25 protein-coding genes are annotated in these 24741 nt (G+C 66.6%); 11 read left to right on the forward strand and 14 right to left on the reverse strand.

All coding sequences use genetic code 11. The features are described 5' to 3' along the window. Window positions 1-27: 27 nt before the first annotated feature. Together KXD96_RS25950 and KXD96_RS25955 are read left to right on the forward strand one after the other, a co-directional pair. Window positions 28-780, forward strand: coding sequence for an acyl-CoA dehydrogenase family protein (locus KXD96_RS25950; protein WP_260745556.1), 753 nt, complete (start codon window positions 28-30; stop codon window positions 778-780). A gap of 88 nt (window positions 781-868) precedes the next feature. After that, complete coding sequence (locus tag KXD96_RS25955) at window positions 869-1132, forward strand: DUF4190 domain-containing protein (protein WP_260741662.1); 264 nt, start codon at window positions 869-871, stop codon at window positions 1130-1132. Here the strand turns inward: KXD96_RS25955 and KXD96_RS25960 are convergent. After that, entirely contained in the window at window positions 1129-2304 is a 1176-nt protein-coding gene (locus tag KXD96_RS25960) for an acyl-CoA dehydrogenase family protein (RefSeq protein WP_260741663.1), read from the reverse strand. The two genes, KXD96_RS25955 and KXD96_RS25960, sit on opposite strands and share 4 nt — an antisense overlap. Before the next feature lie 242 nt (window positions 2305-2546). Here KXD96_RS25960 and KXD96_RS25965 point away from each other — a divergent pair, with 242 nt between their 5' ends. From KXD96_RS25965 to KXD96_RS25975, 3 genes are all read left to right on the forward strand, one after another. Next, on the forward strand, window positions 2547-3197 hold the full coding sequence (locus KXD96_RS25965; RefSeq protein ID WP_260741666.1) for a TetR/AcrR family transcriptional regulator: 651 nt from the start codon (window positions 2547-2549) through the stop codon (window positions 3195-3197). 215 nt (window positions 3198-3412) lie between these two features. Further along, window positions 3413-4261 carry a mycofactocin-coupled SDR family oxidoreductase gene (locus KXD96_RS25970; RefSeq protein ID WP_260741672.1) on the forward strand — a complete coding sequence of 283 codons (849 nt, stop codon included), beginning with the start codon at window positions 3413-3415 and terminating at the stop codon, window positions 4259-4261. An 11-nt stretch (window positions 4262-4272) separates the two neighbouring features. Further along, window positions 4273-5103, forward strand: a complete 831-nt coding sequence (locus tag KXD96_RS25975) for an SDR family NAD(P)-dependent oxidoreductase (RefSeq protein WP_260741677.1) — start codon at window positions 4273-4275, stop codon at window positions 5101-5103. On the opposite strand, the gene KXD96_RS25980 is transcribed toward KXD96_RS25975, so the two are convergent. The 9 genes from KXD96_RS25980 to KXD96_RS26020 form a co-directional block, all read right to left on the reverse strand. Further along, entirely contained in the window at window positions 5100-5909 is an 810-nt protein-coding gene (locus KXD96_RS25980; RefSeq protein ID WP_260741678.1) for an SDR family NAD(P)-dependent oxidoreductase, read from the reverse strand. The two genes, KXD96_RS25975 and KXD96_RS25980, sit on opposite strands and share 4 nt — an antisense overlap. Before the next feature lie 5 nt (window positions 5910-5914). Further along, on the reverse strand, window positions 5915-8332 hold the full coding sequence (locus KXD96_RS25985; protein WP_260741680.1) for a CaiB/BaiF CoA-transferase family protein: 2418 nt from the start codon (window positions 8330-8332) through the stop codon (window positions 5915-5917). Further along, window positions 8332-9327: an enoyl-CoA hydratase/isomerase family protein gene (locus KXD96_RS25990; RefSeq protein ID WP_260741683.1), complete on the reverse strand. Its 996-nt coding sequence runs from the start codon at window positions 9325-9327 to the stop codon at window positions 8332-8334. Before KXD96_RS25990 ends, KXD96_RS25985 begins: the two co-directional genes overlap by 1 nt. A gap of 2 nt (window positions 9328-9329) precedes the next feature. Continuing rightward, window positions 9330-10448: a Xaa-Pro peptidase family protein gene (locus KXD96_RS25995; RefSeq protein WP_260741686.1), complete on the reverse strand. Its 1119-nt coding sequence runs from the start codon at window positions 10446-10448 to the stop codon at window positions 9330-9332. After that, a complete protein-coding gene (locus KXD96_RS26000; RefSeq protein ID WP_260741688.1) occupies window positions 10438-11688 on the reverse strand; it encodes a Xaa-Pro peptidase family protein in 1251 nt (416 codons plus the stop codon). Before KXD96_RS26000 ends, KXD96_RS25995 begins: the two co-directional genes overlap by 11 nt. Window positions 11689-11698: 10 nt before the next feature. Continuing rightward, the gene (locus KXD96_RS26005; protein ID WP_260745557.1) at window positions 11699-12760 is read right to left on the reverse strand and encodes an amidohydrolase family protein; all 1062 of its coding nucleotides are present in this window, start codon (window positions 12758-12760) and stop codon (window positions 11699-11701) included. Window positions 12761-12919: 159 nt separating this feature from the next. Further along, window positions 12920-14167: a cytochrome P450 gene (locus KXD96_RS26010; RefSeq protein WP_260741691.1), complete on the reverse strand. Its 1248-nt coding sequence runs from the start codon at window positions 14165-14167 to the stop codon at window positions 12920-12922. Between the two features lies 1 nt (window position 14168). Next, on the reverse strand, window positions 14169-14363 hold the full coding sequence (locus KXD96_RS26015; protein WP_046183832.1) for a ferredoxin: 195 nt from the start codon (window positions 14361-14363) through the stop codon (window positions 14169-14171). An 11-nt stretch (window positions 14364-14374) separates the two neighbouring features. After that, a complete protein-coding gene (locus KXD96_RS26020) occupies window positions 14375-15040 on the reverse strand; it encodes a TetR family transcriptional regulator (protein WP_260741700.1) in 666 nt (221 codons plus the stop codon). A 205-nt stretch (window positions 15041-15245) separates the two neighbouring features. Between KXD96_RS26020 and KXD96_RS26025 the strand changes: the two genes are divergently transcribed. Beyond that, window positions 15246-15890, forward strand: a complete 645-nt coding sequence (locus KXD96_RS26025) for a PAS domain-containing protein (RefSeq protein ID WP_260741702.1) — start codon at window positions 15246-15248, stop codon at window positions 15888-15890. Window positions 15891-15908: 18 nt separating this feature from the next. On the opposite strand, the gene KXD96_RS26030 is transcribed toward KXD96_RS26025, so the two are convergent. Beyond that, window positions 15909-16709 (reverse strand): SDR family NAD(P)-dependent oxidoreductase, encoded by an 801-nt coding sequence (locus KXD96_RS26030; protein WP_260741704.1) that lies wholly within the window; start codon window positions 16707-16709, stop codon window positions 15909-15911. A gap of 211 nt (window positions 16710-16920) precedes the next feature. Between KXD96_RS26030 and KXD96_RS26035 the strand changes: the two genes are divergently transcribed. The 5 genes from KXD96_RS26035 (at window position 16921) to KXD96_RS26055 (ending at window position 22094) form a co-directional block, all read left to right on the forward strand. Beyond that, window positions 16921-17796, forward strand: a complete 876-nt coding sequence (locus tag KXD96_RS26035) for a hypothetical protein (protein ID WP_260741706.1) — start codon at window positions 16921-16923, stop codon at window positions 17794-17796. 102 nt (window positions 17797-17898) lie between these two features. Continuing rightward, entirely contained in the window at window positions 17899-18666 is a 768-nt protein-coding gene (locus tag KXD96_RS26040) for an SDR family oxidoreductase (RefSeq protein ID WP_260741710.1), read from the forward strand. 42 nt (window positions 18667-18708) lie between these two features. Beyond that, on the forward strand, window positions 18709-19452 hold the full coding sequence (locus KXD96_RS26045; RefSeq protein ID WP_260741714.1) for an SDR family NAD(P)-dependent oxidoreductase: 744 nt from the start codon (window positions 18709-18711) through the stop codon (window positions 19450-19452). Window positions 19453-19492: 40 nt separating this feature from the next. Continuing rightward, entirely contained in the window at window positions 19493-20362 is an 870-nt protein-coding gene (locus KXD96_RS26050; RefSeq protein WP_260741717.1) for an ABC transporter substrate-binding protein, read from the forward strand. A gap of 91 nt (window positions 20363-20453) precedes the next feature. Next, a complete protein-coding gene (locus KXD96_RS26055) occupies window positions 20454-22094 on the forward strand; it encodes a multicopper oxidase family protein (protein WP_260741720.1) in 1641 nt (546 codons plus the stop codon). Here KXD96_RS26055 and KXD96_RS26060 read toward each other — a convergent pair. The 3 genes from KXD96_RS26060 to KXD96_RS26070 are packed head-to-tail and all read right to left on the reverse strand — an operon-like array spanning window position 22091 to window position 24719. After that, window positions 22091-22915, reverse strand: a complete 825-nt coding sequence (locus KXD96_RS26060; RefSeq protein WP_260741722.1) for an alpha/beta fold hydrolase — start codon at window positions 22913-22915, stop codon at window positions 22091-22093. The genes KXD96_RS26055 and KXD96_RS26060 overlap by 4 nt on opposite strands. After that, a complete protein-coding gene (locus KXD96_RS26065) occupies window positions 22915-23907 on the reverse strand; it encodes a cyclase family protein (RefSeq protein ID WP_260741724.1) in 993 nt (330 codons plus the stop codon). The genes KXD96_RS26060 and KXD96_RS26065 overlap by 1 nt, the downstream gene beginning before the upstream one ends. After that, complete coding sequence (locus KXD96_RS26070) at window positions 23904-24719, reverse strand: coniferyl-alcohol dehydrogenase (RefSeq protein WP_260741727.1); 816 nt, start codon at window positions 24717-24719, stop codon at window positions 23904-23906. Before KXD96_RS26070 ends, KXD96_RS26065 begins: the two co-directional genes overlap by 4 nt. Window positions 24720-24741 lie beyond the last annotated feature (22 nt).

A 24741-nucleotide genomic window follows, 5' to 3' on the forward strand; every position in this document is an offset into this window, starting at 1 on the left:
CTGCTCGAAGGTTCGCTGCGGACAACGATGACGGCGGCGTCCGGGGCCAAGCTCGATGCGGCGCTGACCGACCTCGGCTGGCGCGACATGCTGGACGAGATGCCGGATGTCGCAGTCCCTTTGGTGTTCCGGTTGCTCGGCGAGACGGGCGCGCACGCCCCGGTGCTCAACGACGTGGTGTCACACGAGGCCGGCGCCGCGCCGGGAGACACCCTGCCGCTACCGTTCGCCGGCGGCTCGTGGGTGATCTGGGAGCGCGGCGAGGGCACCGGTTCGGCGATCGACGAGTCCCTGCCGATACGCCGTGTGCCGCAAGGGGATTCATTGGCGCCCGCCGCGCTGGATGCGGGGCGGCGGGCGTTGGGCTGGTGGTTGGTAGGCGCCAGCCGGGCCATGCTGACACTGGGCCGCCAGCATGCCCTGGACCGCGTTCAGTTCGGCCGGCACATCAGCTCCTTCCAAGCCATCCGGCACCGGCTGGCCGAGACACTCGTCGCTATCGAGGGCGCCGAAGCGACGCTGCACGTCGCCGCGCAGTCGGACGACGGCCTGGCATCCCTGCTGGCCAAGGCGGCCGCGGGCCAGGCCGCGCTGACCACCGCCCGCCATTGCCAGCAGGTGCTCGGCGGGATCGGCTTCACCGCCGAGCACCCGCTGCACCACCACGTCAAACGGTCGCTGCTCCTGGACGGGCTGCTGGGCAACGCGCGCGAGCTGACTCGCGAGGCCGGAAAATCCCTGGTGGACAAGGGCTTTGCGCCGCGGCTTGCAGAGCTGTAGCGGACCCAGGCCCTCTCTCCCGACAATCCGGTGCAGCGACACCTCGCTGTCGCTAGACTTCGTCTGGTTACCAAGAGGATGGGACGCGATGAGTCAGCCCGAGCCACCCCGGAACGAGCTGGGCGTCGCTTCGTTGCTGGTGGGCCTGGTCGCGCTCATCACGTGCTGGATGCTGATCGGGGTCCCCTTCGGCATAGCTGCGGTGATAACGGGCGATGCCGCGCGCAGGAGAGTGCAGCGGGGAGAAGCGAACAATCCCCGAACCGCGTTGGCGGGCATGGCGTTAGGGGCAGTCTCGATCGCGGCCGGGCTGGTCGCGATCGGGTACTATGCCTGGCTGGACGCCCGCTAGTTCCGCGGCAAACCGAGCACGCGCTCGGCGATGATGTTCCGCTGGATTTCCGAGGTACCGCCGGCGATCGTCGCGGCGAAGGTGCGCGCGTACCGGTCGAACCAGCTGCGGTAATGGCTGTCGAGGTTCAGGGCGGCAAACGGGGCGGTCACCGCGCGGTACACGAGCCCGTCCGCGTGCGCGGCGTTGAGCGCGTCCTCGGACGCCCGTTGCAGGGCTTCGGAACCCAGCAGCTTGAGTACCGACTGGGCGGGCACATCCTCTTCGCCTCGCGCGGCCCGCGACAACGCCGCCGATCCCAGTAGCCGCAACGCGTAGGCATCCATCACCAGGGTCGCGTAGCGATCCCGCTGCAGCGGACCCGACGGAGTGAAATCGATGCTCAATTCGTGCAACAGGTCGACGTATCCCATCCACAGCATGACGCGTTCGTGCCCCAGGGAACCGGTGGCCACCCGCCATCCCCCGTTGAGTTCGCCCACCAGGTTCTCGGCCGGCACCCGCGCGTCGGTGAAGAACACCTCATTGAAGTCGACTTCATCGCTGTCACACATCGACGCGAACGGACGACGCACCACACCCGGCGTATCGGTCGGGATCAGCAACACGCTAATACCCTTGTGCTTGGGCGCCTTTGGATCGGTGCGCACGAAGGCCAGCAGCACGTCGGCGTCGTGGGCGCCCGATGTCCACACCTTCTGCCCGTTGACGACGAAGTGGTCACCGTCAAGCACGGCGCGCGTTTTCAGCGACGCGAGGTCCGAGCCCGCACCGGGTTCACTCATCCCCAGCGCCGCGGTGATCTCGGCCCGCAGAATCGGCACGGCCCAGTCGCGCTTTTGTTCGGGCGTGCCGAAGGTCAACAACGAGGCCGCAATGATGCCCACACCTTGCGGATTGAAGCTTTGATAGATGCGCCGCCGCCCCAGCTCCTCCAGATACACGTATTGCTGCAGCAGTGTGGCGTTGCGCCCGCCGAACTCGGGCGGATTGCCAGGCAGCAGCCACCCGCTGTCGAACAGCAGCCGTTGCCAGCGCCGGGCCCATTCCGGCACGTGCGAGCTGGAGCGGGGCCGCTCGAACGCCTCCGCCTCGGAGGGCAAATGCGAGTCAAGGAAGGCAATGAATTCGGAGCGGAACGCCTCCACGTCGGCGTCAAAGGTCAGCTGCACGCGACTCCCCGCAACGGTCGTGAGCACTTCCCCGCGTCGGTAGATCACGATTTCCGCCGACGGCGCGGTTCGCTCTTATGATTACGCTTCCATACACACGTCTAAGAGAATAGTATTCTCGTGGCGAGAAAGTTACAATCTCCGACACATGATCCGTGAGGGGGTCGAGCGCAGCGATGTCACGGCGTTCTCCGGTAGAGTCCAATCATGTTCTCCCCTCGCGGCAATCAGCTGAGCCGGCCGTGACCAGTCCGAGCGAGGAGCCGGCCTGGAAGCAGCGCGCCGTCGAGAGGTCCATCAAGACGGCGAAACTGCGGGCCGCGCAGCGCGTTCAGCGCTTCCTCGACGCGGCGCAGGCCATCATCATCGAGAAGGGCTCCACGGACTTCACCGTGCAGGAGGTCGTCGACCGGTCCCGTCAGTCGTTGCGCAGCTTCTACCTGCAATTCGACGGCAAGCACGAGCTGCTGCTGGCGCTGTTCGAGGACGCCCTGAGCCGGTCCGCCGACCAGATTCGCGCCGCCACGGAAAGCCAGACCGATCCCCTGGAGCGACTGAAGGTCGCGGTCCAGCTCCTGTATGAGGCTTCGCGTCCGGATCCGACGGCCAAGCGACCGCTGTTCACCGACTTCGCGCCCCGGTTGCTGGTCACGCATCCCGCCGAGGTCAAGGTGGCGCACGCGCCGCTGCTGGCTTTGCTGACCGAACTGATGGAAGCGGCCTACGACGCGGGCAAGCTGCGCAAGGGCGTGAATGCGAAGCGCATGGCCGCGATGACCATGCAGACGGTCATGTTCATCGCGCAATCCAGCGGCGGCTCCGACGACGCGACCATCCATCCCATCACCAGCGAAGAGGTATGGGATTTCTGCTCGCGCGGCTTCGTCGGCTAGCTGCGCCGCCCCAACCCCTTCCCGAGGGGTGCAAATACCGCACGCCATTTGCTGACGAGAATCGGATTCTCTAAAATCTAGAATCACGAATAGCCAAAACGGATTCGCCGTTGACACCCATGACGGGGTGGTGACAGAGTGCAAAAGGCGGCGAGACCCGGGGGCGCGGCCCCTTCGCTGAGTCGTGCGATCACTAGTCAGGAGTTGAGGTAGCCATGACCGGACGTGTTGAGGGCAAGGTCGCTTTCGTCACCGGGGCCGCGCGCGGTCAGGGTCGTAGCCACGCGGTGCGGTTGGCGCAAGAGGGCGCCGACATCATCGCCATCGACATCTGCAAGCCCATCCGCGAGGGCGTCACGGACACCGCGATCCCGGCCTCGACGCCCGAGGATCTTGCCGAGACGGCCGACCTGGTCAAGGGCCACAACCGCAGGATCGTCACCGCCGAGGTCGACGTGCGCGACTTCGACGCGCTCAAAGCCGCGGTGGACAGCGGTGTCGAGCAGCTCGGTCGGCTGGACATCATCGTGGCCAACGCCGGAATCGGCAACGGCGGCGACACTCTGGACAAGACCAGCGAAGAAGACTGGACCGAGATGATCGACATCAACCTGGCCGGGGTGTGGAAAACGGTGAAAGCCGGTGTGCCGCATCTCCTGTCGGGCGGCAGGGGCGGCTCCATCATCCTGACCAGCTCCGTCGGCGGGCTGAAGGCCTACCCCCACACCGGTCACTACGTCGCCGCCAAGCACGGTGTCGTCGGGTTGATGCGCGCGTTCGGAGTCGAATTGGGGCAGCACATGATTCGGGTCAACTCGGTGCACCCGACCCACGTCAAGACGCCGATGCTGCACAACGAGGGCACCTTCAAGATGTTCCGCCCGGATCTGGAGAATCCGGGTCCCGACGACATGGCACCGATCTGCCAGATGTTCCACACCCTGCCGATCCCGTGGGTGGAGCCGATCGACATCAGCAATGCCGTGCTGTTCTTCGCCTCCGACGAATCCCGCTACATCACCGGCGTGACCCTGCCCATCGATGCGGGTAGCTGTTTGAAATAGAGTTCCGTCCCATGGACGGATTTGAAGGTCGCGGAACGGTCGTCACCGGCGGTGCGAGTGGTATCGGTCTGGCCACGGCCACCGAATTCGCCCGGCGCGGGGCCCGGGTGGTGCTGTCCGACGTCGATCAGCCCGGCCTGGAACAGGCGGTAAACCACCTGCGCGCCCAGGGATTCGACGCGCACGGCGTGGTGTGCGACGTCCGGCATCTCCACGAGATGGTTCACCTCGCGAAGAAATCCTTCCGCCTGCTCGGCCGCGTCGACGTCGTCTTCAGCAACGCCGGCATCGTGGTCGCGGGCCCGATCGCGCAGATGACCCACGACGACTGGCGCTGGGTCATCGATATCGACCTGTGGGGCAACATCCACGCCGTCGAGGCGTTCCTGCCGAGGCTGCTCGAACAGGGCACGGGCGGACACCTCGCGTTCACCGCGTCCTTCGCCGGCCTGGTTCCCAACGCCGGCCTCGGGACGTACGGTGTCGCCAAATACGGTGTGGTCGGCCTGGCCGAGACGCTCGCCCGCGAGGTCAAGGACGCCGGCATCGGCGTGTCGGTGCTGTGCCCGATGGTCGTTGAGACCAAGCTGGTCTCCAACTCGGAACGGATCCGCGGTGCGGACTACGGGCTGACGTCTTCGCCGAAGGGGGCGGACGGGACGCTGCCGACTCAGGACGAGGGCGTCGGCGTGGAAGATGTCGCCCGGTTGACGGCGGATGCGATCCTGGCCAATCGCCTGTACGTGCTGCCGCACGAGGCCGCCCGCGCGTCGATCCGCCGCAGGTTCGAGCGCATCGACCGCGCCTTCTCAGACCAGGCCGCCGAGGGGTGGACCCACTAGCCGGACGGGCCGAGCCGGTAGTCGCCCGTTTTCGGGTCGTGATACCAGCCGCTCGCGGCATGGGTGCCGCCGTCGACGTGCAGAGTCTGCCCGGTCAGGTAGGCCGACATGCCGGAAGCCAGAAACACTGCGACGCTGGCGATTTCGTCGACATGCCCGGGGCGGCCCAGCGGCACGACGTGGCCGATTCCGGTCAGCGCCGCCTGGCCACCGAGCTGTGCCAGTCCTTCGGTGAGCGTGATGTCGGGCGCGATCGCGTTGACCCGGATGCCGTGGGGCGCCAGCTCCAGCGCTGCCGTCTGGGTGTAGTTGATGACGCCGGCCTTGGCCGCCGCGTAGGCCGCATAGCCGGGCGCGGCGCGCACGCCCTCGATCGAGGTCACCGAGATGACGCTGCCGCCGCCACCCGCCGATACCATCTGCCTCGCGACGCGCTGGGTGCAGAGCAGCACGTGGCGCAGGTTGGCCCGGTAGAGCGCATCCCAACCGTTCTCGGTGGTTTCCAGCAGCGGTGACGAGAACACCCCGCCGGCGTTGTTGACCAGGATCGTCGGCGTGCCGAGTTCGGCGTTCGTGCGCCGCAGCGCGTCGTCGACCTGGCCGCTGTCACGCACATCGGCCACGATGCCCACGGCGCCAATGGATTCCGCGGCCCGGGCACAAGTCTGCGGGTCACGCTCCCAGATGGCGACCGATGCACCGAAGGCGGCAAGCCCTGCCGCGATGCCCCGGCCGATCCCCGCTCCCCCACCGGTGACCACCGCCACGCGGCCGGTGAGCAAGATGTCCGAGGGATCGATCGCCATCTTCGTCACATCGCCGGCGCGCGGCCGATAACGCCGCCGGCCTCCAGGTCGGCGATCTCCGAGTCGCTCAACCCCAACTCGGCCAGCAGTTCATGGTTGTGCTGCCCCAGCAGCGGCGCGTGCTGGGTGTGGAACTTCGACGGCCCGGCGGACGACCTCATCGGCACGGTGCTGAGCCTAGCCGGGCCGTTCACCGGGTGGTCGACTTCCTCGAAGAAGCCGCGGAATGCCAGCTGGTCCAGTTCCGTCTGGCGGTGCGGTTGCATGACCTTGGCCACCGGAACGCCGGCGTCCCAGAGAGTGGCGACGATCTGCTCGCCGCTGCGGCGCTCACACCACGCGGCCAACTGTTGGTCGATGGCGTCCTGGTGGTCCTTCCGGCCGCTTGCGGTGGCCAGCCTGGGATCCGTTGCCCACCCGGGCGATCCGATCGCGGTGCACAGGCCCTTCCACTGCTCGTCGGTGCCCACCGCTATCGCGACCCAGCTGTCAGGCAGGCCGAACTCGTCGATGTCGGCGCTTCGGTAGAGGTTTTGGGGCGCCGCCTTCGGCCCCCGGTTACCCTCGCGTTCCAACAGCGCCCCGTACGCGGAGTATTCGACGACCTGCTCGGCGGCGATGCTGAGCGCGGCGTCGACCATCGCCGCTTCGACGAAGACGCCTTGGCCGGTGCGGCGCCGGTGCTCGAGCGCCAGCAGCAGCGCATTCACGGCGTGCATGCCCGCGTTGGGATCGCCGATCGAGTAGGGGTCGTAGGGCGTGCGGTCGGCGTATCCGGTCAGCCAGGTCAGGCCGGACGCCGCTTCGATGACATAGGCGAATGCCGGATTGTCGCGCCATGGCCCGTCCAAGCCGAACCCCGGCATCCGCACCATCACCACGTCGGGCCTGATGGCTTGCAGCGCGGCGAAATTCAGTCCCATCTGGTCGAGCACGCGGGGCGTGAAGTTTTCCACTACCGCGTCGCACGTTGCGACGAGCCGGCACAGTAGCTCCCGGCCGCGGGTGCTCTGCAGGTCCAGCGTCAGGTCCTTCTTGTTGGTGTTCAGCGCGGCGAAGATCGGCGACTTCTCCCACCACTGGTTCTCGGTGACGGGTACGCCGGCGATCAGCCGGGTCCCGTCGGGACGGCGGGTGGACTCGACGTGAATGACCTCGGCGCCCAGCATCGCCAAGAAGTGCGTGCAACAGGGGCCGGCCCAGAACGTCGTCATGTCCAGCACGCGAATCCCACTCAGCGGCAGCCGATCCGGGGACCCGCTGCGCACGGGGCGGGGCACGAGGTGTGCGGTCCGGTATTCCGCCGTGTGTTCGCCCAGGCGCGGCGCCGGTTGGGGCGGGAGCAGCCGCGCGGGCGTCATCCGATAGGGATGGCTCGGCTGCTCGAACCGGTCGCGCGGGTTGCGTACGAACGAACCGCGTTCGCGGAATTGATCGAGCGAGGCGATGTTGGCGCCGTTGGCGACCGGTGCGTTGGGAATCCGGAAGGCCGAGGCGAGTTCCCGTATCTCGTCCACCGTGTGGCTTTCGAACCACGCGTAGATCTCGTCGGCATTCAGGTTGGCCCGCTGGGTGATCGTCAGGTCCAAGTCTTCGTCGATCCATTCCGGACGACCGATCATCGCGCACAGGTCGAACCACTGCTGCGCTGTCCCGCAGCCGACGTCGACCAGCCCGTCCTTGGCGCGCGCCACGCCCGGCACGGTGAGTCGCCTCGCGTCCCGCCATGGCCGGCCGAGCATCTCGAAATAGGTGACGGGATAATAGGTCAGAGACAAGATCTGGGTTTCCAGCATCGACAGGTCCAGGAGTTCGCCCGGGCCACCGCCGATTCGGCCGTATCGCGACGCCAGCATCGCCGCGCTCGCATAGACCCCGGCCAAATACTCGCCGACCTGACCGCCCACGAACACCGGTGCGCGGTCCGGCTCGCCACGTCCGAGGCCGACGATGCCGCCGGACCATGCCTGCAGCGTGAATTCGGTTGCCGCCCGGTCGTGCCAGGGCCCCTCGAGCCCGAAAGGCGTGATCGACATGACGGTGAGGTGCCGATGGCGGCGGTGGATCGCCGCGGGGGCGAAGTCCACGCGCTCCGCAAGGTTCGAGCCGCCGGACCACACCACCGCATCCGCGGCCGCCAGGAGCCTGTCGACCAGCTCAACATCGTCGGTGACGCCGGGATCCGCGACGACGCTGCGTTTCGCGCCGGCCAGAAAGCTGAACAACGCCCCGTCGCCGCCGGGCGGTATGGCGGCGCCGGAGGCGGACCAGGAACGCAGTGGATCGCCCTGTGGCGGCTCGACTTTGACGACTTCCGCCCCGCCGTCGGCAAGCAACCTGGTGCAGTAGGCGCCCGCTATTCCGGTGGACAGATCGACCACGGTATAGCCGGCCAGCGGTGGTTCGACGGTGGGATCCGCCACTACCGCTTCCGCTTTCGATCGGGCTGCTTCTTGGCGCCCCCGTTCTTGCGGCCCTTCTTGCTCAGGCGCCATTCCGGGGGGAACTTGGCGTCGTTGTCTTTCACCGCCCCGCCCAGCCCGCGGTCGATGGCGTCTCGCAGCGTGAAGTCGTCGTCGCCGTCGGGTCGGACGAGGCCGCCCATCGACTCGAGGAGGCCGCTGAGCATGCTGCCCATGTACTCCCCCTGGAACTGTTTCATGATCTCGAAGAAGACCTTCTGCATGAACACCGTGTCGGTGGGGCGATTGCGCGCGCAGGCCAGCGCGTACCGCTGGACCTCCGCTTCGAGTTCCGACCGCGGGACCACACTGTTGAGAAAGTTGCAGTCGTACATCTCGGCGGCGGTGAAAGCCCTTCCGGTGAAGACCATTTCCTGGAACTTGCGGATACCCATCGTCTGCGCCCACCACCACATCCGCGGTCCCCAGCCGTAATACCGGAACGACGGATGCCCGAAGAGCGCGTCGTCGCTGGAGATCACCAAATCCGCGTCGGCCGCCTGATAGAAATGCCAGCCGTAGCAGTAGCCCTTGGCCTCGAGGATGCTGATCTTCTTGAAATCCTGCAGGCCGCGTATGCCCGAGTTCGAGTTGGCGTACCACTGGCCGAGGGTGGCGCCACGCCGAAACGAACCCTCGGGCGCAAACCTGACTTCGTCGTCGGCGATCCGGTACTCGGCCAGCCGGTCACTCGGGTCCGCCGAATTCTGGGCCGCCATCTCCTCGACGAGATCCGCACCGGAGCCCAGGTCATCGCCGGCCCCGCGAACCACCAGCACCTTGACCTCGTCATCAACGGAGGCTCGGTGCAACAGGTCGGCGTAGCGCAGCCGGCCGGCGATCGTCGGCGCATTGAGCTGATCCGGCCGATCGAACGTGATGGTGGCGATGCGGGTCTCGGCGTCCTTGTGGTACCTGATGATCTCCTCGGCCGGGGGACCGGGCTTGCCCGACATGGCTATTCGCGCCACGACGGGCTGGAAGTCAGCACCTCGGGGCCTTCGGCGGCGATCAGCACCGCCTCGCGGCCGAAGACCGCGCCGACTCCCTGTTCCCAGACGTAGCCCGTCACGGCCAGCACCATGCCCGCCTCCAACCGTTCCCCGGCCGCGGTCGCGGGGAGGTGTTTGGAGATCACGGGCGGGTCGAAGCCCATGCCGAGCCCGCGGGCCACCGGCATCGCCGGCGCCGCCTCCCCCGCGGCCTGGTAGGCGCCCAGCAATTCGCTTGCCGGCGCTCCGGATTGGCATGCGGCCAGCAGCCTGTCCCACAAGCTTTCCCAGCGTCGATACAATCCCGCCGCGCCGCGGGCAGTGCCCGCCGGCCAGGTGCGGCCTACCTCACCGATGTACCCACGGGCCAGCACACCGGCCGAGAACGCCACCAGGTCACCGTCGTTGACGCGGCCGGCACCGCTCGCCCGCCGCCACGGGTGATCGGGGGAGGTCACCCATGCGACATCCTGGTTCGACGGGGTGCTCACCCCGCCCGCGGCCACGGCCTCCAGCAGGACACCGGTCAGCGCCTGTTCGGTGACCCCGGGCCGCAGTTCGGACACGGCCGCGGCCAGACCCGACTCGGCGACGGCGATCGCCTCCCGCAACGAGACGACTTCTTCGGCCGTCTTGATGCGCCGCGCGGCGCGCATCGCCAGTTCGCCGTCGACGAGTTCCGCATTGGGGAACGCCGTCGGCAGCAGCTGCGCGAATACGGGTGATATCGCGTCGGTTCCGACGCGCCGGGCGGTGGCGGCACCGTCGATGCGCTGCAACGCGGACATCGTGTTCATCGGGTTCCACGAGATGCCGTACAGGTTCTCGTGTGGAATGTCGTCGGGGACGCCCTCGTCCCAGGTGCTGAGCAGGTGGATCGCACCGGTCGCGCGCACCAGCACACACGTCGGTCCGAACGGCCGGGTTCCGGCGACCCACAACTGCGCTGCGCCGGTGACGTAGCGGACGTTGGCTTGGCGCCCGAGCACCAGGACGTCGAGGTCGTGGGCCGCCATCTGGTCCAGCACACGCCGGCGACGACCGGAGCGCAGCGCGCGGTCGTCAGGGCAAACTTTAACTGACATGGGAGCCATAGGGGTCGTATGGATAGTCGGTCAATCGGATCCAGCCTTCCTCGGTGATCACCAAGACCTCTTCGCTGCGGTAGCCACCGGTGCCGTCCTCCCACACCACGGGCTCCAAGACCAGCACCATGCCGGACCGCAGGACGAAGTTCTCGTCGAACTCCTGGCCGAGATCGGTTCCAATCATCGGCATTTCGGCTGCGTTCACGCCGATGCCATGGCCCAGGTAGAAGTGCGGCAGCCACGGCTTGCTTCCGCCGTTGGCCTCGGTGGCCGCCCGCCCCAGGTCCGCCGCGGTGGCGCCGGCCTTGGCGACGCCCAGGACGGCGGACATGATCTGGAACCATCGGTCGAACTGCGCCTGCTGGCGCGGGGTCGGGTCCTTTCCGACGATCCACGTGCGCCCGAAGTCCGAGCAGTAACCGTGGTAGGTGATGCTGACGTCGGTCCACAGCACGTCACCCTCGGCCAATTCACGTTCGGTGCTCAGCAGCGGCAACGCCAAGTCGCCGTGCGTGGTCCATACGCCCTCGGCCTTGCTGGGCGGCATTACCTGCCAGATCGGTTCGAGCATGCTGGCCGTGGCGCCCAACTCGAAGGCCCGCCGCAGAAAGCTCGCCGACAGGTCGATCTGCCGGATCCCCGGGGCCAACCGCTTCTGAACCTCGACCATCGCCTCGTCGGTGATCCGGATGGCGGTGCGCATGCACGACAATTCGTCCGGCGTCTTCACCACCTTGGCGGCGCTGACGATGGCCCCGGCGTCGACGGGCGCACCAAAGGGGAACAACGACTTGGCGGCGCGCGACATGGCGCCGGTGCACTCGTCGACCGCGATCACCGCTTGGGGCGGAATCAAGTCGGCCATCAGTCGCGCGAAATCCTGGACGCCTTCGTCGAATTCGAGGTACACCGGCCCGTGCACGTGGTCGGTGGGTAGGTCCGACTCGGACGAGGCGCCCTCGCGGAACGGCAGGAACAAGTGCGGCCACTCATCCCCGGCGAGCACCACGGCGACCGGCCGCTCCACATAGGACAATCCCGCATCACCCAGCGGCCAACTGGTGCCGGTGGCATAGACCACCGCGCTGTTGCCCAGCAGAATCAGTGCGTCGACACCGCGGTCGGCCATCGCCGAGCGCAGCCGCTTCCCGGTCTCCCGTCGCATGCGGCCGAGGTCGGGCGTCTCGGGGATCACCAGACTGCTGGTGCCCGCGCCCGCTTGCGCGAATGTCGTCATCAGGCCACCCCTACAGACCCAGGAACTTCGTGACGTTGCCGCTCACGATTTTCGCGGCGTCCGCGGGGCCGACGGCGTCGACGACGGCGGCCAGCGACTTCTCCGAATAGCCGTAGGTGCTTTCGTTGTGCGGGTAATCGCTGGACCACATCACCCTGTCCACACCGATCTTGTCGATCAACTGCAGCCCCAGCGGGTCGACCATGAACGATGCGCTCATGTGGTTGTCCCAGTAGTACCGCACGTCGTGCTGCAACGGGCGGTTGAACATGTGCTGGTAGGAGGCGACCAGGTGTTCGGCGTCCTGCAGCGCCCAGGGAACCCAGGAGATGCCGCCCTCGAACCAACCGATCCGCAGTCCCGGGTGATCATCGAGGATGCCACCGAAGATGTACTTGGAGAACGTCTCCCGGAAACCGTCGATGTTGATCATCATCCCGACGACCACGCTGTTGAATTCGGTCGGGCTCTTTGGCGGCGTTTCTCCGATGTGGTGCGTGACCGGAAGACCGGCGGCCTCGATCTCGTCCCAAACCGGCCTCATCGAAGTGCTGGAGTAGTCGATCGGGTTGCCGTCGTCGCCCTTGCCCGGATTCAACGGCATCAGAAAGGTCTTGATTCCCAGGGACTTCAGCTCTTCCAGGGTCTTGCGCGTGCCCTGCGGGTCCCACCAATTGATCAGGCCGGCGCCGTAGAAGTGGCCGCCCGAGCGCTCCTGCAGGTCGGCGATGTATTCGTTGTAGATGCGGAAGGCCAGCTCGCGCAGGCTCTTGTCCGGGTAGTGGAACAACGCCAAAACCGCGTTGGGGAAGGCCAATTCCTTGTCGACGCCGTCGTCATGCAGTTCCTGGATGCGGGCCTCGATGTTGGTGCTCGCCGCCCCGGGCAGGTCGTCGTACTGCATCAGCACCGCGCTGAAGTCGCCGGGCAGGAACGACTGTCCTTTGCGGCCGACCTGGTAGGCGCCGTCCTCGTACCAGATCCGCGGTGCCTTGTCCTTGAGGTCGTCCGGAAAGCGTTGGTAGAAAATGTCATCCGCTAGGGAGATGTGGTTGTCCGCGGAGAACACCACGGTTCCCGCCGGCAGACCGACATCCGCACCCGCGGCGTGACCGCGGCGATGCTTCGGGGCACCGAAGCCGCCGGGCGGGTAGAGCGAAACGGAACTTGTTTGAGTCGTCATCGTTGACCCTCCATTCGGATCGGCATTGTGAGCGTAGCGACCCGGGGGCTACCAGGTCACCGGAAGTTCGTAGACGCCGTATGCGAGTCGGTCGTCTTTGAGGGGAACGTTCTCGACCGGGATCGCCAGTTCGAGCGTGGGGACACGGCGGAACAGGGTGCGGTAGACGATTTGCAGCTCGGCGCGGGCGAGCTGCTGACCGACACACTGGTGCCGGCCGTAGCCGAAGGCGACATTGCGGTCGGCCCCCGAGCGGTGCAAGTACAGCCGGTCGGGCTCGGGGAAGGCGTGCGGATCCCAGTTGGCCGGAGCCAGGTCGATGATGATGCCTTCTCCGGCGCGGATGGTCTCCCCGGCGATCTGGATGTCTTCCAGCGCGACGCGGCGCTGCCCGTTCTGAATGATGCTGAGGTAGCGCAGCAGTTCCTCGACCGCACTGGCAACGACCTTGGGATCTTCGGCGTCGCGAATGACGGCCAACTGGTCCGCGTTCATCAGCAGGGCGAGCACCCCCAGGCCGATCATGTTCGAGGTGGTCTCGTGTCCGGCGATCAGCAGCCCGGTACCCAGCTGGGCCGCCTCTTTCACGCTGAGCTCACCGGCCTTCACCCGCTCGGCAAGGTCGGAAACCGCGTCCTCGGCGGGGTTTTCCATCTTGGCCTCGACCAGCTGGGCCAGGTAGCTGTTCAGGTTCATGGCGCCCTTGACGGTGTCCTCACCCGTCGCGTATCGCGCGAGCCCGACGTTGGCGTGGTGTTGGAACATGTCGGCGTCTTCGTACGGGACCCCGAGCAGCTGGCTGATCACCAGTGACGGAACCGGCAACGCCACAGCGGCGATGACATCGGCGGGCCGCGGTCCGGCCAGCATCGCGTCGATGTGGTCGTCGGTGATCTGCTGGATCGTCGGGCGCAGGCCTTCAACGCGCTTGAACGTGAAGGGCTTTGACAACATGCGCCGGAATCGGGTGTGTTCTTCCCCGTCGGCGGTGAAGACCGACCGCGGACGCTTGTGCACCGTGGACAGCATGCCCGCGTTCCAGTGCGGAAACCCCGGCCGGCGGTCGTCCACGCTGACCCGCGAATCCGAGAAGAGCTCCCGAACCTGCTCGTAGCCGGTGATGAGCCACGGTGTGCTGCCGTCCCAGATCCGGACTCGGGACAGCGGCCGCTCTTCGGCCAGCGCCATGACGCCCGGCGGTGGGGCGAAGGGGCAGCCCGCCTGCCTCGGCATCGGATAGTCCGGGACGTCGGAGGTCGACTCGGCCGCAGAAGTGTTCGTCAGCGTTTCTGACATGTCATTCCTCGATGTGGATGGCCAGCGCGGGGCACGCCGCGGCCGCTCGCCGCGCGCCCTCGGCCTGTTCGGCGGATGGATTCGGGTTGAGCAGAACAACGACGCCGTCCTCGTCGCGCTGGTCGAAGACCTCGGGTGCATTCAACACGCAGTTGCCCGACGACGCGCAAACATCTTGGTCGACAGTCACTTTCATCTGTGGACCTTTCATTCGTACGGCGTGACAGGCGCCAGCCACATGCCCACGATCGCGTCGATGAGGCCCGACGCGGCGGCCCGCCAGGAACGTTGGGGTGGCGAGGCGCCCGCGGCAAGCGCACGTTCCCGGTCGGCGCAAGTGTGCATCAACAGGTTGCGGGCCATGATGTTTCGTTCAAAGTGCACTTCGGTCGGCAGGTCGGGCAGGCAGCGATTGATGCCCTCGACGACCTGCACCAGCGACGGTGAGCTGAGGGCGCCCTTGACGACGATGTTGTAGTACGCCGGATCGGTCATCGCCTGCGCCGCGAAACGCGCGTACCAGGTGGGGTTCCCGAGCTCCTCCAGATGATCGGTGAGGGGGCGCACCAGGCAGGCCACCCAGTCCCTCATCCCGGGGGATTCGCCCGACTCGAGCAGCTCGGCCACCATCTGCTCACGCAGCTGCTCGACCGGCCCGCGGTGCTTGTGTTCGATCGCCCGCACCAGGTCGGCCTTGGTCCCGAAGTGATAGCCCACCGCGGCGTTATTGCCTTGACCGGCGGCCTCGCTCACCTGCCGGTTCGACACCGCGAACATGCCGTGCTCGGCGTATAACCGCTCGGCCGCGGCCAGGATCGCTTCCTGGGTGGAACTGGCCCGCTCAGTGCGAACGGTCCGGCCGATGGTGGTCACCCGGCTAGTCAACCGCGCCCCATCGATTAAGTCAAGCGATTGATTTAATTCGGCTCGCCCGCCCCGGTGCGTTGTTGCTTCGGTGCCACATGGCCGACAGCGGGTGACAAAAGTCTCTCGCCCGACTGGCCCCCGCTGGGTGAGGATGGCCTCTTGCCGCAACGTGGCGGTGCCGAAACGGTGAGTCATCGGTTTGGGGGTACTCGTGCTGTCAGCCAACCGGGTGTCCGCGATCGAGGAATCCGCGTGGTTTCAGTCGAAGTGGGCACCGTACCTGTTGGCCGACGCAGACTGGCGGATCCGTGCGGTCAATGCGGCATGCGAGCGCGCGTCAGGGTACCCGCGGGAAGAACTGCTCGGCCACCAGCTGTTCGAGGTCTTCCCGGACAACCCCGCCGACCCGGAAGCAGACGGCGTGGCCAATGCCTCCGCGTCGCTGGAGTTCGTTTTTCGCCGCGGGGTCCGGCATTGGTTGGGGGTGCAGCGCTACGACATTCCCGACCGGAGGAATCCGGGCGAGTTCGTCTACAAGGTATGGACGCCGATGAATTCCCCGATCAAAGAGGGCAAGAAGACGGTCGCCGTGCTGCAGCATGCCCAGGACGTCACCCGCGTCGTGCCGCCAACGCCGGCGGATCACGCGTATCCCAAGCTCTTCGAGTTGAGGAGCGCGGCCGAGGTGCTGGGCCGCCAGTTCCCCGGCCTGCCCACCGAAGCGGTGCTCGGCGTGCTGGCGCATTCCCACAGCGTCATCGTGGAAAGGGCCGGGGTGCAAGACCTCAAGCGCGCCGAGATGCTGGCCAGGCTGCGGCTGGAAACCCACGCCGGGCATCCTGCGGAAGGGCCCTGACGCCGGCCCCCGCGTGACTCATTGCCGGGGGCGGATCGGCTTACCGGCCGAGGTCCCCCCGTCTACCGGCAGCACGGTTCCGGTGACATAGCGGGACCGATCGGTGGCGAAGTACAACGCCGCCTCGGCGACGTCCTCGGGCGTGCCCTCTCGCTTCAGCGGCCGATCCTCGCGCATCGTTTCGCGCACCCGCGCCTCGAACCGTTCCAGCTCAGCCGGTTCCATGGCGACCGCCGAGGACGCCAGGATCGGCGTGGGGATGTTTCCCGGCGCGATGGCGTTGACCCGAATCTCATAGCGCGCCAGCTCAATTGCGGCGGACTTGGTGAACTGGATGACGGCGGCTTTCGATGCACGGTAGATCATCACCCCACCGCCGGCCTGGATCCCGCCGATCGACGTCAGGTTGATGATCGATCCGCCACCGCTTTCGGCCATGTGGCGGGCGGCATCTCGGGTGCCCGCCATCACTCCCAGGACGTTGACCCCCATCACCCGGTGGAAATCGGCCAGGTCGTCATCGAGCAGCCGGCGCAGGGGACTCGAAATTCCGGCGTTGTTCACCATGACGTGCAGACCGCCGAATTTCTCGACGGTGGTGGCCACCAGTTCCCCGACCTGTTGAGGATCGGAGACGTCCGTCCGCCGGAAGTGAGCGTCGGCGCCGAGCGTGGCGGCCAACTCCTCTCCCCTGTCCGTTTCGATGTCGGCGATGACGACCCGAGACCCCTCGGCCACGAACCGTTCCACTATTCCGCGACCGATGCCGGACGCACCGCCGGTGACGACGGCAACCTTGCCGGCCAATTCGTTGAACACCCGACGAGTTAATCGGGGACGTGAGCGTTAAGTCAAGCAGTTGATTTAGTAGACGCGCGCTTGGTGCGGTCGGACAATTGGCTTTGGCCCGACCAGGCCGATCAGTGCGCGCACATGACTAACGCGACCAATGTGACTTCGCCAGGATCGCGGCTGGCTAATGTCTGCCCCATGAGTGAGGGATCTCGGCCATGACGAGGTTTCGGCGTCGATGAATCCCGATATCTTCTGCACATCCGACCAATGGAGCACGATCGCGTCGGCGGCCTCCACGTCGCAGCTCGCCGGCGTGCTCGGTGGGTTCCTCATCACCGCAATCGCTTTGCTGTTCGACCGCAGCAGCCGAGAAGGCGTGCACACCCTGGCGTTGTTCTCGTCAGCGGTGCTGATCCTGATGCTCGACAGCTTTCTGTTCAGCCTCATCAGTGGAACTCACCCGCCCGAAGAGGGCAACCGCCAGTACATCTGCGCGGTCGCTTGGACCCAGGGCAACCTGGCGACCGGCATGCTCGCGGCAGGCACCACTGCATTGTTCGGCGGCCTGGGATGGATGCTCGCCAGTCACGCGGTGAACAAGGTACCCAGGGACGACCCCGCGGATATCCGCGCTTACTGCTTCCTCGCCGACCTCGGCGGGTGGCTGACATTCGGTGCCGCGATGGCGACAACATTGATCATGAGTGAAACGAACATCGACTACCTGCATTTCGTGCTCGGCCACCGACCCGCGCTCTGGATGACCGGGGCGATCGTGACGTTCTGCGCGCTTGCCATCCTGCTCGATTTCGCGGTCGTCTACATCCGTACGAAAGCGTTGAACCGCTCCCTGGCCAACACCGCCGAGCCGACGCAGTTGGCATTGCGGTCGATCAAGGTCGCGACGGTGGGAACGCTGCTCCTCGCAGTTACCGCGTCATGGATGGCCGTCAGCCTGGCGCGCCTTCCGGCCGGCTGGCTGACGATCCCCAACCGCACGTTCGTCTTGTTCGTCGTCGTGCTGTCGCTTGTGGTGCCGACGAGCATCGCGACGGCGGCCTGCTATTCGGTCGCCAGCACTGACGAAGGTCCAGCGCGCCGCTTGGCGTAGCGGGTCGCAAGAACCTCTTACCCGTCCTCAGGGGTTCCCACCGGCCCGGGCACGGACCATGCTGAGAACGTCAATCCATGGGAAAACTCGAAAGGCCCGAACATGAAGGTTTTGGTGGTTGGTGGCAGCGGACTTATCGGCTCGCAGGTTGTCGCCCAGCTCGCCGAGCTGGGACACGAGGCCATCTCTGCCTCGCCGCGCTCAGGAGTCAACACCGTCACAGGTGACGGTGTCGCCGAGGCCGTCGCCGGTGTGCACACGGTTGTGGACGTCTCCAACTCCCCGTCCTGGGCGGACGACGATGTCCTGAACTTCTTCACCACCTCCAGTCGCAACCTTCTCGAGGCCGAGCGCTTCGCGGGCGTCCGGCACCACGTCGCCCTCTCGATCGTGGGAGCCGACCGGACGACCGAAAGTGGCTACATGCGGGCCAAGGTCGCCCAGGAGAAGGTGATCGAGGAATCGGGATATCCGTATTCGATCGTGCGGGCGACTCAATTCTTCGAATTCGTTGACGGGATTGCCGATTCGATGGCCGACGGTGCCACGGTCCGCGCCCCGCACGGCGCGTTCCAGCCCATTGCCGCCGCGGATGTCGCCACGGCCGTGACGCGCGCGGCGACCGGCGACCCGGTCAACGGCGTGATCAATATCGCCGGCCCCGAAAAGCAAGGTATGGACGACTTCATCCGTGCCCGGTTCGCTGCGACCGGCGACGGTCGCCAGGTGATCACCGACGATGACGTCCGCTACTACGGTGCCCTGCTCAACGATCGCAGCATCGTTCCCGTCGACGGTGAGGACCCGACGATCTACCCGACCCGCTTTGCGGACTGGATGGCCTCGCAGACGCCGACCGGGGCGGCCTAGTAGACGCTCGACGGACTGAAGCTGAACGGGGGGTCGATACCGATGCCACGAGTCGCGCTGATCACCGGAGGCAGCCGGGGCATCGGTGCAGCGACTGCGCGGGTTCTTGCTGATCTCGGCTTCCGGGTGGTGGTCAATCACCGCGCGAGCGCCGAACAGGCGGAGGAGGTGGTGGCGGGTATCACCGCGGCCGGCGGCGACGCCATGGCGATTCGGGCCGACGTCACCGTGCCCGTTGACATCTGGGCGATGGCGGACGAGATCGCGCAACGCTGGGGCGGGGTGGACGTGCTGGTGCACAACGCGTTGATACCCTTCGCCGTCACCTCGTTTGCCGATCTGACGTGGGATCAGTTGGGCGGCAAGGTGAACGCGGAGCTTCTCGCGGCATACTCGCTGACGAAGGCCGTCGTCCCGGGCATGATGGCGCGCGGCTATGGGCGGTTGATATTTCTCAGCACCGGCCTGTCCCGCCGTCCGCGAGACGGGATGATCGCTCTGGGAACGGCGAAGGCGGCGCTGGACCAGTTCGTCCGGTACGTCGCACTGGAGCTGGCGCCGCACGGGATCACCGCCAACCTGGTCGCGCCGGCCACCGTGAGCGGAACGACGGTGACCGGACAACTCACGCCGGAGCAGATGCGTGAGCTCGGAACGGCCGCGCCGATGGGGCGGCTGGTGACGCCGAGCGAAGTCGCGCACATGATCGCGTTCCTGGCCGGCGAGCACTCCGGTTTCACCACCGGGCACTATCTGCCCGTCAACGGCGGGCTCTCGATGGATTAAATCACGCGCCGCAGCGTAACTCAGGACCTTTGAAGGGATCATGCAGACCATCGATGTGGCCTATGTCGGGCGCGGCATCCACGAGGAGCTGATCGCCTACATCGCCGATCAGGAAGGGTACTTCTCCGACGAAGGTGTCCACGTCGCCGTGCGTGACGGAATCGGCTGGGACACGGAGCGCCTGCGCTCCTGCGCGACGATCGGTCTGGGCCGGGCCCTGTTATCGCGGTTGACCAGCGGAATCGAATGGACGGTGCTGAGCGTCAACACCCACCGTCCGTTGTTCTGGTTTCTCGGTGGGGCGGACGTGACATCCATGGCCGATCTTCGCGGACGTCGGCTGGCGGTCCACGCGGGGCACACCGCCCCGGGATGTTTCGCACGAATCGTGCTGCGCCAGAACGGCATTGATCCAGACCGTGACGTCGAGTGTGTGGCCAGGTCGCCGGGGGATTACCAGATGGACCTGCGGAAGCTACGTGATCGATCGATCGATGCCGCGTATGTCGGCAGCACCCTGGCGCCCGATGAGGTCGCCGCGGAGGAGGGATTCCACGTGCTGGCCTGGGTGGGCGATCATTTCCAGATTCCGACCGTCGGCGTCGCCGTGGATCCGAGCCGCCTTCCGGCCGACAGCCCGGCGGTGCAAGCGGTGGCACGGGCCAACCGGCGCGCGCTGCGGGCGATCGCGGATCGACCCGAGTTGGCCATCGAACACATGGCGCCGTTCCTGACCAGGCTGACGCGTGACGAGCTGCAACGACACTACGAGCGCTACATCGGTCCGTACTTCACCGCCGACGGCCGGGTCGACATCGACGTGGCGCAGCGCGGGGTCGACGCGGTCGCGGCCGAACTCGGCGTCGCGTCGACACCGGCGGAGCCGATCTACCGGGCCGCCATTCCATGACGGTGGCGGTTGCCCGCTTGATTGTGTCCCCACAGCGCCTGAGCGCGGTATAAGACAAGAGGACGGGTCCGGCGGAAGCGAGGAGCGATCAATGCCTGTGCAACCCACACGCGGCGCCCCCTTCGAGGAAACGCGGCTCACCAGGCGCGGATTCATGGTCGCCGGCATCGCCGGCGGGTTCGCGCTGGCGTCTTGCAGCCAATCCAGGCCCGCGCCATCGAGCGAGGCCCGGATGGCCGCCGCCATCGAGGCGGCCGAAGCCGCCAGGCCGCACAGTGGCCGCACCGTCACGGCCAGTCTGGCCGCCCAGCAGGTCCAGGTCGACCTCGGCGGACCCGTCGTCCGCACGCTGGCCTACGGCAACACCATCCCGGCGTCGCCGATCCGGGCGCGCATCGGCGACGAGCTAGTGGTGCAGGTGTCGAACCGGCTCGATCACCCGACGTCGGTGCATTGGCACGGCATCGCGCTGCGCAACGACATGGACGGTGCCGCGCCCGCCACCCCGAACATCCCCGCCGGTCAGGACTTCACCTACCGCTTCTCCGTCCCGAATGCGGGCACCTACTGGGCCCATCCGCACACCGGGCTGGACGCCGACATGGGCCTGTACCTCCCGGTCATCGTCGACGACCCGACGGAGGGCAACTATGATTCGGAATGGATTGTGGTCCTTGATGATTGGACCGACAGCGTCGGGAAGACGCCGCAGCAGCTCTACACCGAGCTGACCAGCCCGAACAAGCCCGCCCCGCCCAGTGCCGCCGAGACCACGACGACGCCGCCCACCACTGCGACGACCTCGCCCACGAGCGAAAACCCGACGACAACGTCGACGAGCGAGACCACGGCAACGTCGACCAGCGAGACCAGCTCGGCGAGCCCGACGGCAGCGCCGTCAGGCGGAAGCGTCGGCAGAAGCGACCTGCTCGGCGGCGACGCCGGGGACATCGCTTACCCCTTCTATCTCGTCAACGGCCGAATCCCCGCCGCTCCCATGACCTTCAGCGCGAAGCCGGGCCAGCGCATCCGGATCCGTTTCATCAACACCGGCTCCGACACCACGTTTCGCGTCGCGCTGGCCGGTCATTCGATGACGGTCACCCATACCGACGGCTACCCCGTGGTACCGACCCAAGTCGACGCCCTGCTCATCGGCATGGCCGAGCGCTACGACGTCATCGTGACCGCCGCCGACGGCGTTTTCCCGCTGGTCGCGCTCGCCGAGGGGAAGAATGCCCTGGCGCGGGCGCTGCTGTTCACCGGGGCGGGCAGCCCGCCCGACCCAGGGTTTCAACCGGCCGAACTCAATCGACGGGTAGGCACGGTGGAAATGTTCACGGCCACAACGCCGGCGAACCTGGGCCGGCCGCAGCCCGGCCTGAACCTCCCCGTCGTGCTGGGCGGCAACATGGCCCAATACAACTGGACCATCAACGGAAGGCCTTACAGCGAAACCGAACCGTTGCACATCCGACAGGGCGAACGGCCCACCATCACTTTCGACAATCCCACGATGATGTACCACCCGATTCACCTGCACGGCCACACGTTTCAACTGATCAAGGCCGACGGCAGCCCCGGCGCGCGCAAGGACACCCTCATGGTGTTGCCCAAGCAGAAGCTGCTCGCCGTGCTGGTCGCCGACAATCCGGGGGTGTGGATGTTGCACTGCCACAACACCTATCACCAAGAGGCCGGGATGCAGACCCGCCTGGAGTACTTGTTTTAGACCTTCGCGGCGAGGAAGTCGAGCAACAGCCGATTCACCGTCGCCGACTGCTCGATCTGCGGGCAGTGACCGGCCTTGTCGACCACGACCGACCGGGCGCCGTCGATCTGCGTGGCCATCTGCGCGGCCCAGCCGGCCGGCAGGAGCTTGTCGTCTCCCCCCTCGGCGACGAGCGTCGGTACCGTGATGCGCGCGTAGGGTCGCGCACTCGAGGGCGTGGCGGAGGGTGTGGCGCCGGGGCGACGGAACCGGGCCGCGGCGACGGCCTCCCATGCGCCGGGCGCGGTGCTCGACTCATAGCGGCGCCGCACGTAGTCGTCATCGTCGGGATAGCGCGGGTCGTGGAACAGGGCCTCGACGATGCGCCGCATGCCCGGCAGCGTTGCGTCGTATTGCTGTAGCGCCTCGAAGTGCCGATTCTGTTGAATCTCGCCGCCGCCGCAGATGATGGCCAGACTGCGGGCGGGCAGCAGCGGCGTGTCCGAGGTGGCGTCGGTGAGCAGGTTGATGGCGCCCATCGAGTTGCCCACGAAGTGCGCCGAGTCGATGCCGAGCAGCTCGCAGAACCGGGCCACGTGCCGGATCCGCATCCCGCGCCCGTCGACGAAATCGATGACCTTCGCCGACCGCCCGAAGCCCAGCTGGTCCGGGGCCAGCACTCGGTACCGCGCGGCGAGCGCGTCGATGTTGTGTTCCCAACCGAGTTCGGCGCTGGCACCGAACTCGCCGCCGTGCAGCAGCACCACCGGGTCGCCGTCGCCCGCTTCCAGATACCCGGTGGTCAGGCCGTCCACCAGCATGGTCTTGCGCGCAAAGCCCATCACTTGATCGCGATCGGGTTGACCGGGGACCCGACGGCGCCGACCACCCGCAAGGGCGGCGCGACGAGCTGAAACTCGTACACGCCGTCGGCGGCGCAGTCCTCGGCCAGCCCGGTGAGATCCCAGTATTCGCCGAAGATCATCCCCATGTCGCGCAGGCACAGCAGATGCAGCGGAAAGGTGATGCCGTCGACGCCGGACACGAGGTCCTCGACCTGAAGGTTGTCGGCGGCCACGGCCGCGACCTCGTGATCGTGCAGCCACTGGGCGCAACGCCAGTCCAGCCCGGAATAGCCTTCGGTCTTGTTCCCGGTCTTCAGAAACATTGTCCACCAGCCGGTTCGGATCAGCACGATGTCGCCTCGCCCAATGGTCACACCCTGGGCGCGAACCACGTCGTCGAGTTCTTCCGGCGAGATCGGATTCCCGGCTTCGAGGAAGACCTCCGCGCCTCGATGGCGAACCAAGTCCAACAGCACACCGCGGGACGTGATCCCCTTGACGTCAACCTTGTCGATGCCGCAGTGGTAGGCGCCCATACTGGTCACCGAGTCCGCCGCGAAGCCGTTATAGAGGTGATCGTCGTAGTAGACGTGGGACAGCGCGTCCCATTGGCTTGCCGCCTGCAGCGGCATGATGATGATGTCGTCGTTGAAACGAAATGGGTTGTCGGCCGTCATGTAGCTACTCAGCTGCTGAGCCAACGGGTTACGCGGCCAGCTGGGCCCGTACTTGGCCAGCGTGTTCACATCGCCGCCGTCGACGGTCATGATGTGGACCGGGTTGTGCCGAAACTCGAAGGCGCCCTGCGGGCCGGCGGCGCCGAAGTCGACGCCGAGCGGAAACACCTTGCCGTGCCTGACCAAACTCGCGGCCTGTGCGACCTTGTCCGCAGTGATGAAATTCAGTGTGCCAAGCTCGTCGTCGTCGCCCCACCGTCCCCAATTCGAGACGTCACGCGCGACCCGCCGGAAGTCAGTCAAGTCGGTCATGGCATTCCTTCCTCGAATTCACGGGCGATCGTCGCGGCCACGTTTCCGCCGTCGACCCAGATGACCTGTCCCGTGATGTAGCTAGCTGCGCGACTATTCAAGAAGAGCAAGACCGCGGCCTGCTCGGCGGGGTCGGAAACACGACCCAAGGGCTTGGGGATGTCGTCGAGGTAGCCCTGCCCGTACGCCGTGCGCAGCTGCTCCAGAATCGGGGTCTCGGTGACCCCGGGACCCGAGCAGTTGATGCGGATGCCCTTGGCGCCCAGCGGCGTGGCACTTCGCATGGTATAGAAGATGATCGCTTCTTTGGAGAGCTGGTAACCGTTACCCAAGGCTTCGGGATTGCGGCGGCACCAGTCGATGCCCGCCCGCATCGTCGCGGTCTTCAGCAGGGGGGCCACCGCCGCGGCGTGTTCGCGATAGGCGGCTGCCGCGAGCGAGGAGACGCTCACGATCGACGATCCTTCGGCCATCTTGCCGACCAGCGCCTCGGTGATGTGCCGCAATCCGAGGAAGTTGATGGTGACGACGAGCGGTGGGTCGCCGATCCCGGACGAGACACCGGCGACGTTGAAAAGCGCGTCGACCGGTCCGCCGATCGACGCCACGGTGTCGTCGATCGAATCGGGATCGGCCAGGTCCACCTCACGAAACTGGTTGATCCCGAAGTCGGGTCGGCGCTTGTCCAGCCCCACGACGTTCGCACCGAGTTCGGTGAGCTGGCGCACCACGTGTTCGCCGATGCCCGACGCGCAGCCGGTCACCACAGCCCGCCGGCCGTCGTAGCGCCACAGCCCGTCGATCTCTCCCAAGGCTCGCCCCTGGCTCGGAGGT

This window comes from Mycobacterium sp. SMC-2, from assembly GCF_025263485.1.
Lineage (GTDB): Bacteria > Actinomycetota > Actinomycetes > Mycobacteriales > Mycobacteriaceae > Mycobacterium.

Coding starts and splice junctions, on each gene's coding strand:
- KXD96_RS25950 (WP_260745556.1), top strand. CDS start 28: ATGACGGCGGCGTCCGGGGCCAAGCTCGATGCGGCGCTGACCGACCTC.
- KXD96_RS25955 (WP_260741662.1), top strand. CDS start 869: ATGAGTCAGCCCGAGCCACCCCGGAACGAGCTGGGCGTCGCTTCGTTG.
- KXD96_RS25970 (WP_260741672.1), top strand. CDS start 3,413: ATGACCGGACGTGTTGAGGGCAAGGTCGCTTTCGTCACCGGGGCCGCG.
- KXD96_RS25975 (WP_260741677.1), top strand. CDS start 4,273: ATGGACGGATTTGAAGGTCGCGGAACGGTCGTCACCGGCGGTGCGAGT.
- KXD96_RS25980 (WP_260741678.1), bottom strand. CDS start 5,909: ATGGCGATCGATCCCTCGGACATCTTGCTCACCGGCCGCGTGGCGGTG.
- KXD96_RS25990 (WP_260741683.1), bottom strand. CDS start 9,327: ATGTCGGGCAAGCCCGGTCCCCCGGCCGAGGAGATCATCAGGTACCAC.
- KXD96_RS25995 (WP_260741686.1), bottom strand. CDS start 10,448: ATGTCAGTTAAAGTTTGCCCTGACGACCGCGCGCTGCGCTCCGGTCGT.
- KXD96_RS26000 (WP_260741688.1), bottom strand. CDS start 11,688: ATGACGACATTCGCGCAAGCGGGCGCGGGCACCAGCAGTCTGGTGATC.
- KXD96_RS26010 (WP_260741691.1), bottom strand. CDS start 14,167: ATGTCAGAAACGCTGACGAACACTTCTGCGGCCGAGTCGACCTCCGAC.
- KXD96_RS26015 (WP_046183832.1), bottom strand. CDS start 14,363: ATGAAAGTGACTGTCGACCAAGATGTTTGCGCGTCGTCGGGCAACTGC.
- KXD96_RS26035 (WP_260741706.1), top strand. CDS start 16,921: ATGAATCCCGATATCTTCTGCACATCCGACCAATGGAGCACGATCGCG.
- KXD96_RS26040 (WP_260741710.1), top strand. CDS start 17,899: ATGAAGGTTTTGGTGGTTGGTGGCAGCGGACTTATCGGCTCGCAGGTT.
- KXD96_RS26045 (WP_260741714.1), top strand. CDS start 18,709: ATGCCACGAGTCGCGCTGATCACCGGAGGCAGCCGGGGCATCGGTGCA.
- KXD96_RS26050 (WP_260741717.1), top strand. CDS start 19,493: ATGCAGACCATCGATGTGGCCTATGTCGGGCGCGGCATCCACGAGGAG.
- KXD96_RS26055 (WP_260741720.1), top strand. CDS start 20,454: ATGCCTGTGCAACCCACACGCGGCGCCCCCTTCGAGGAAACGCGGCTC.
- KXD96_RS26060 (WP_260741722.1), bottom strand. CDS start 22,915: ATGGGCTTTGCGCGCAAGACCATGCTGGTGGACGGCCTGACCACCGGG.
- KXD96_RS26065 (WP_260741724.1), bottom strand. CDS start 23,907: ATGACCGACTTGACTGACTTCCGGCGGGTCGCGCGTGACGTCTCGAAT.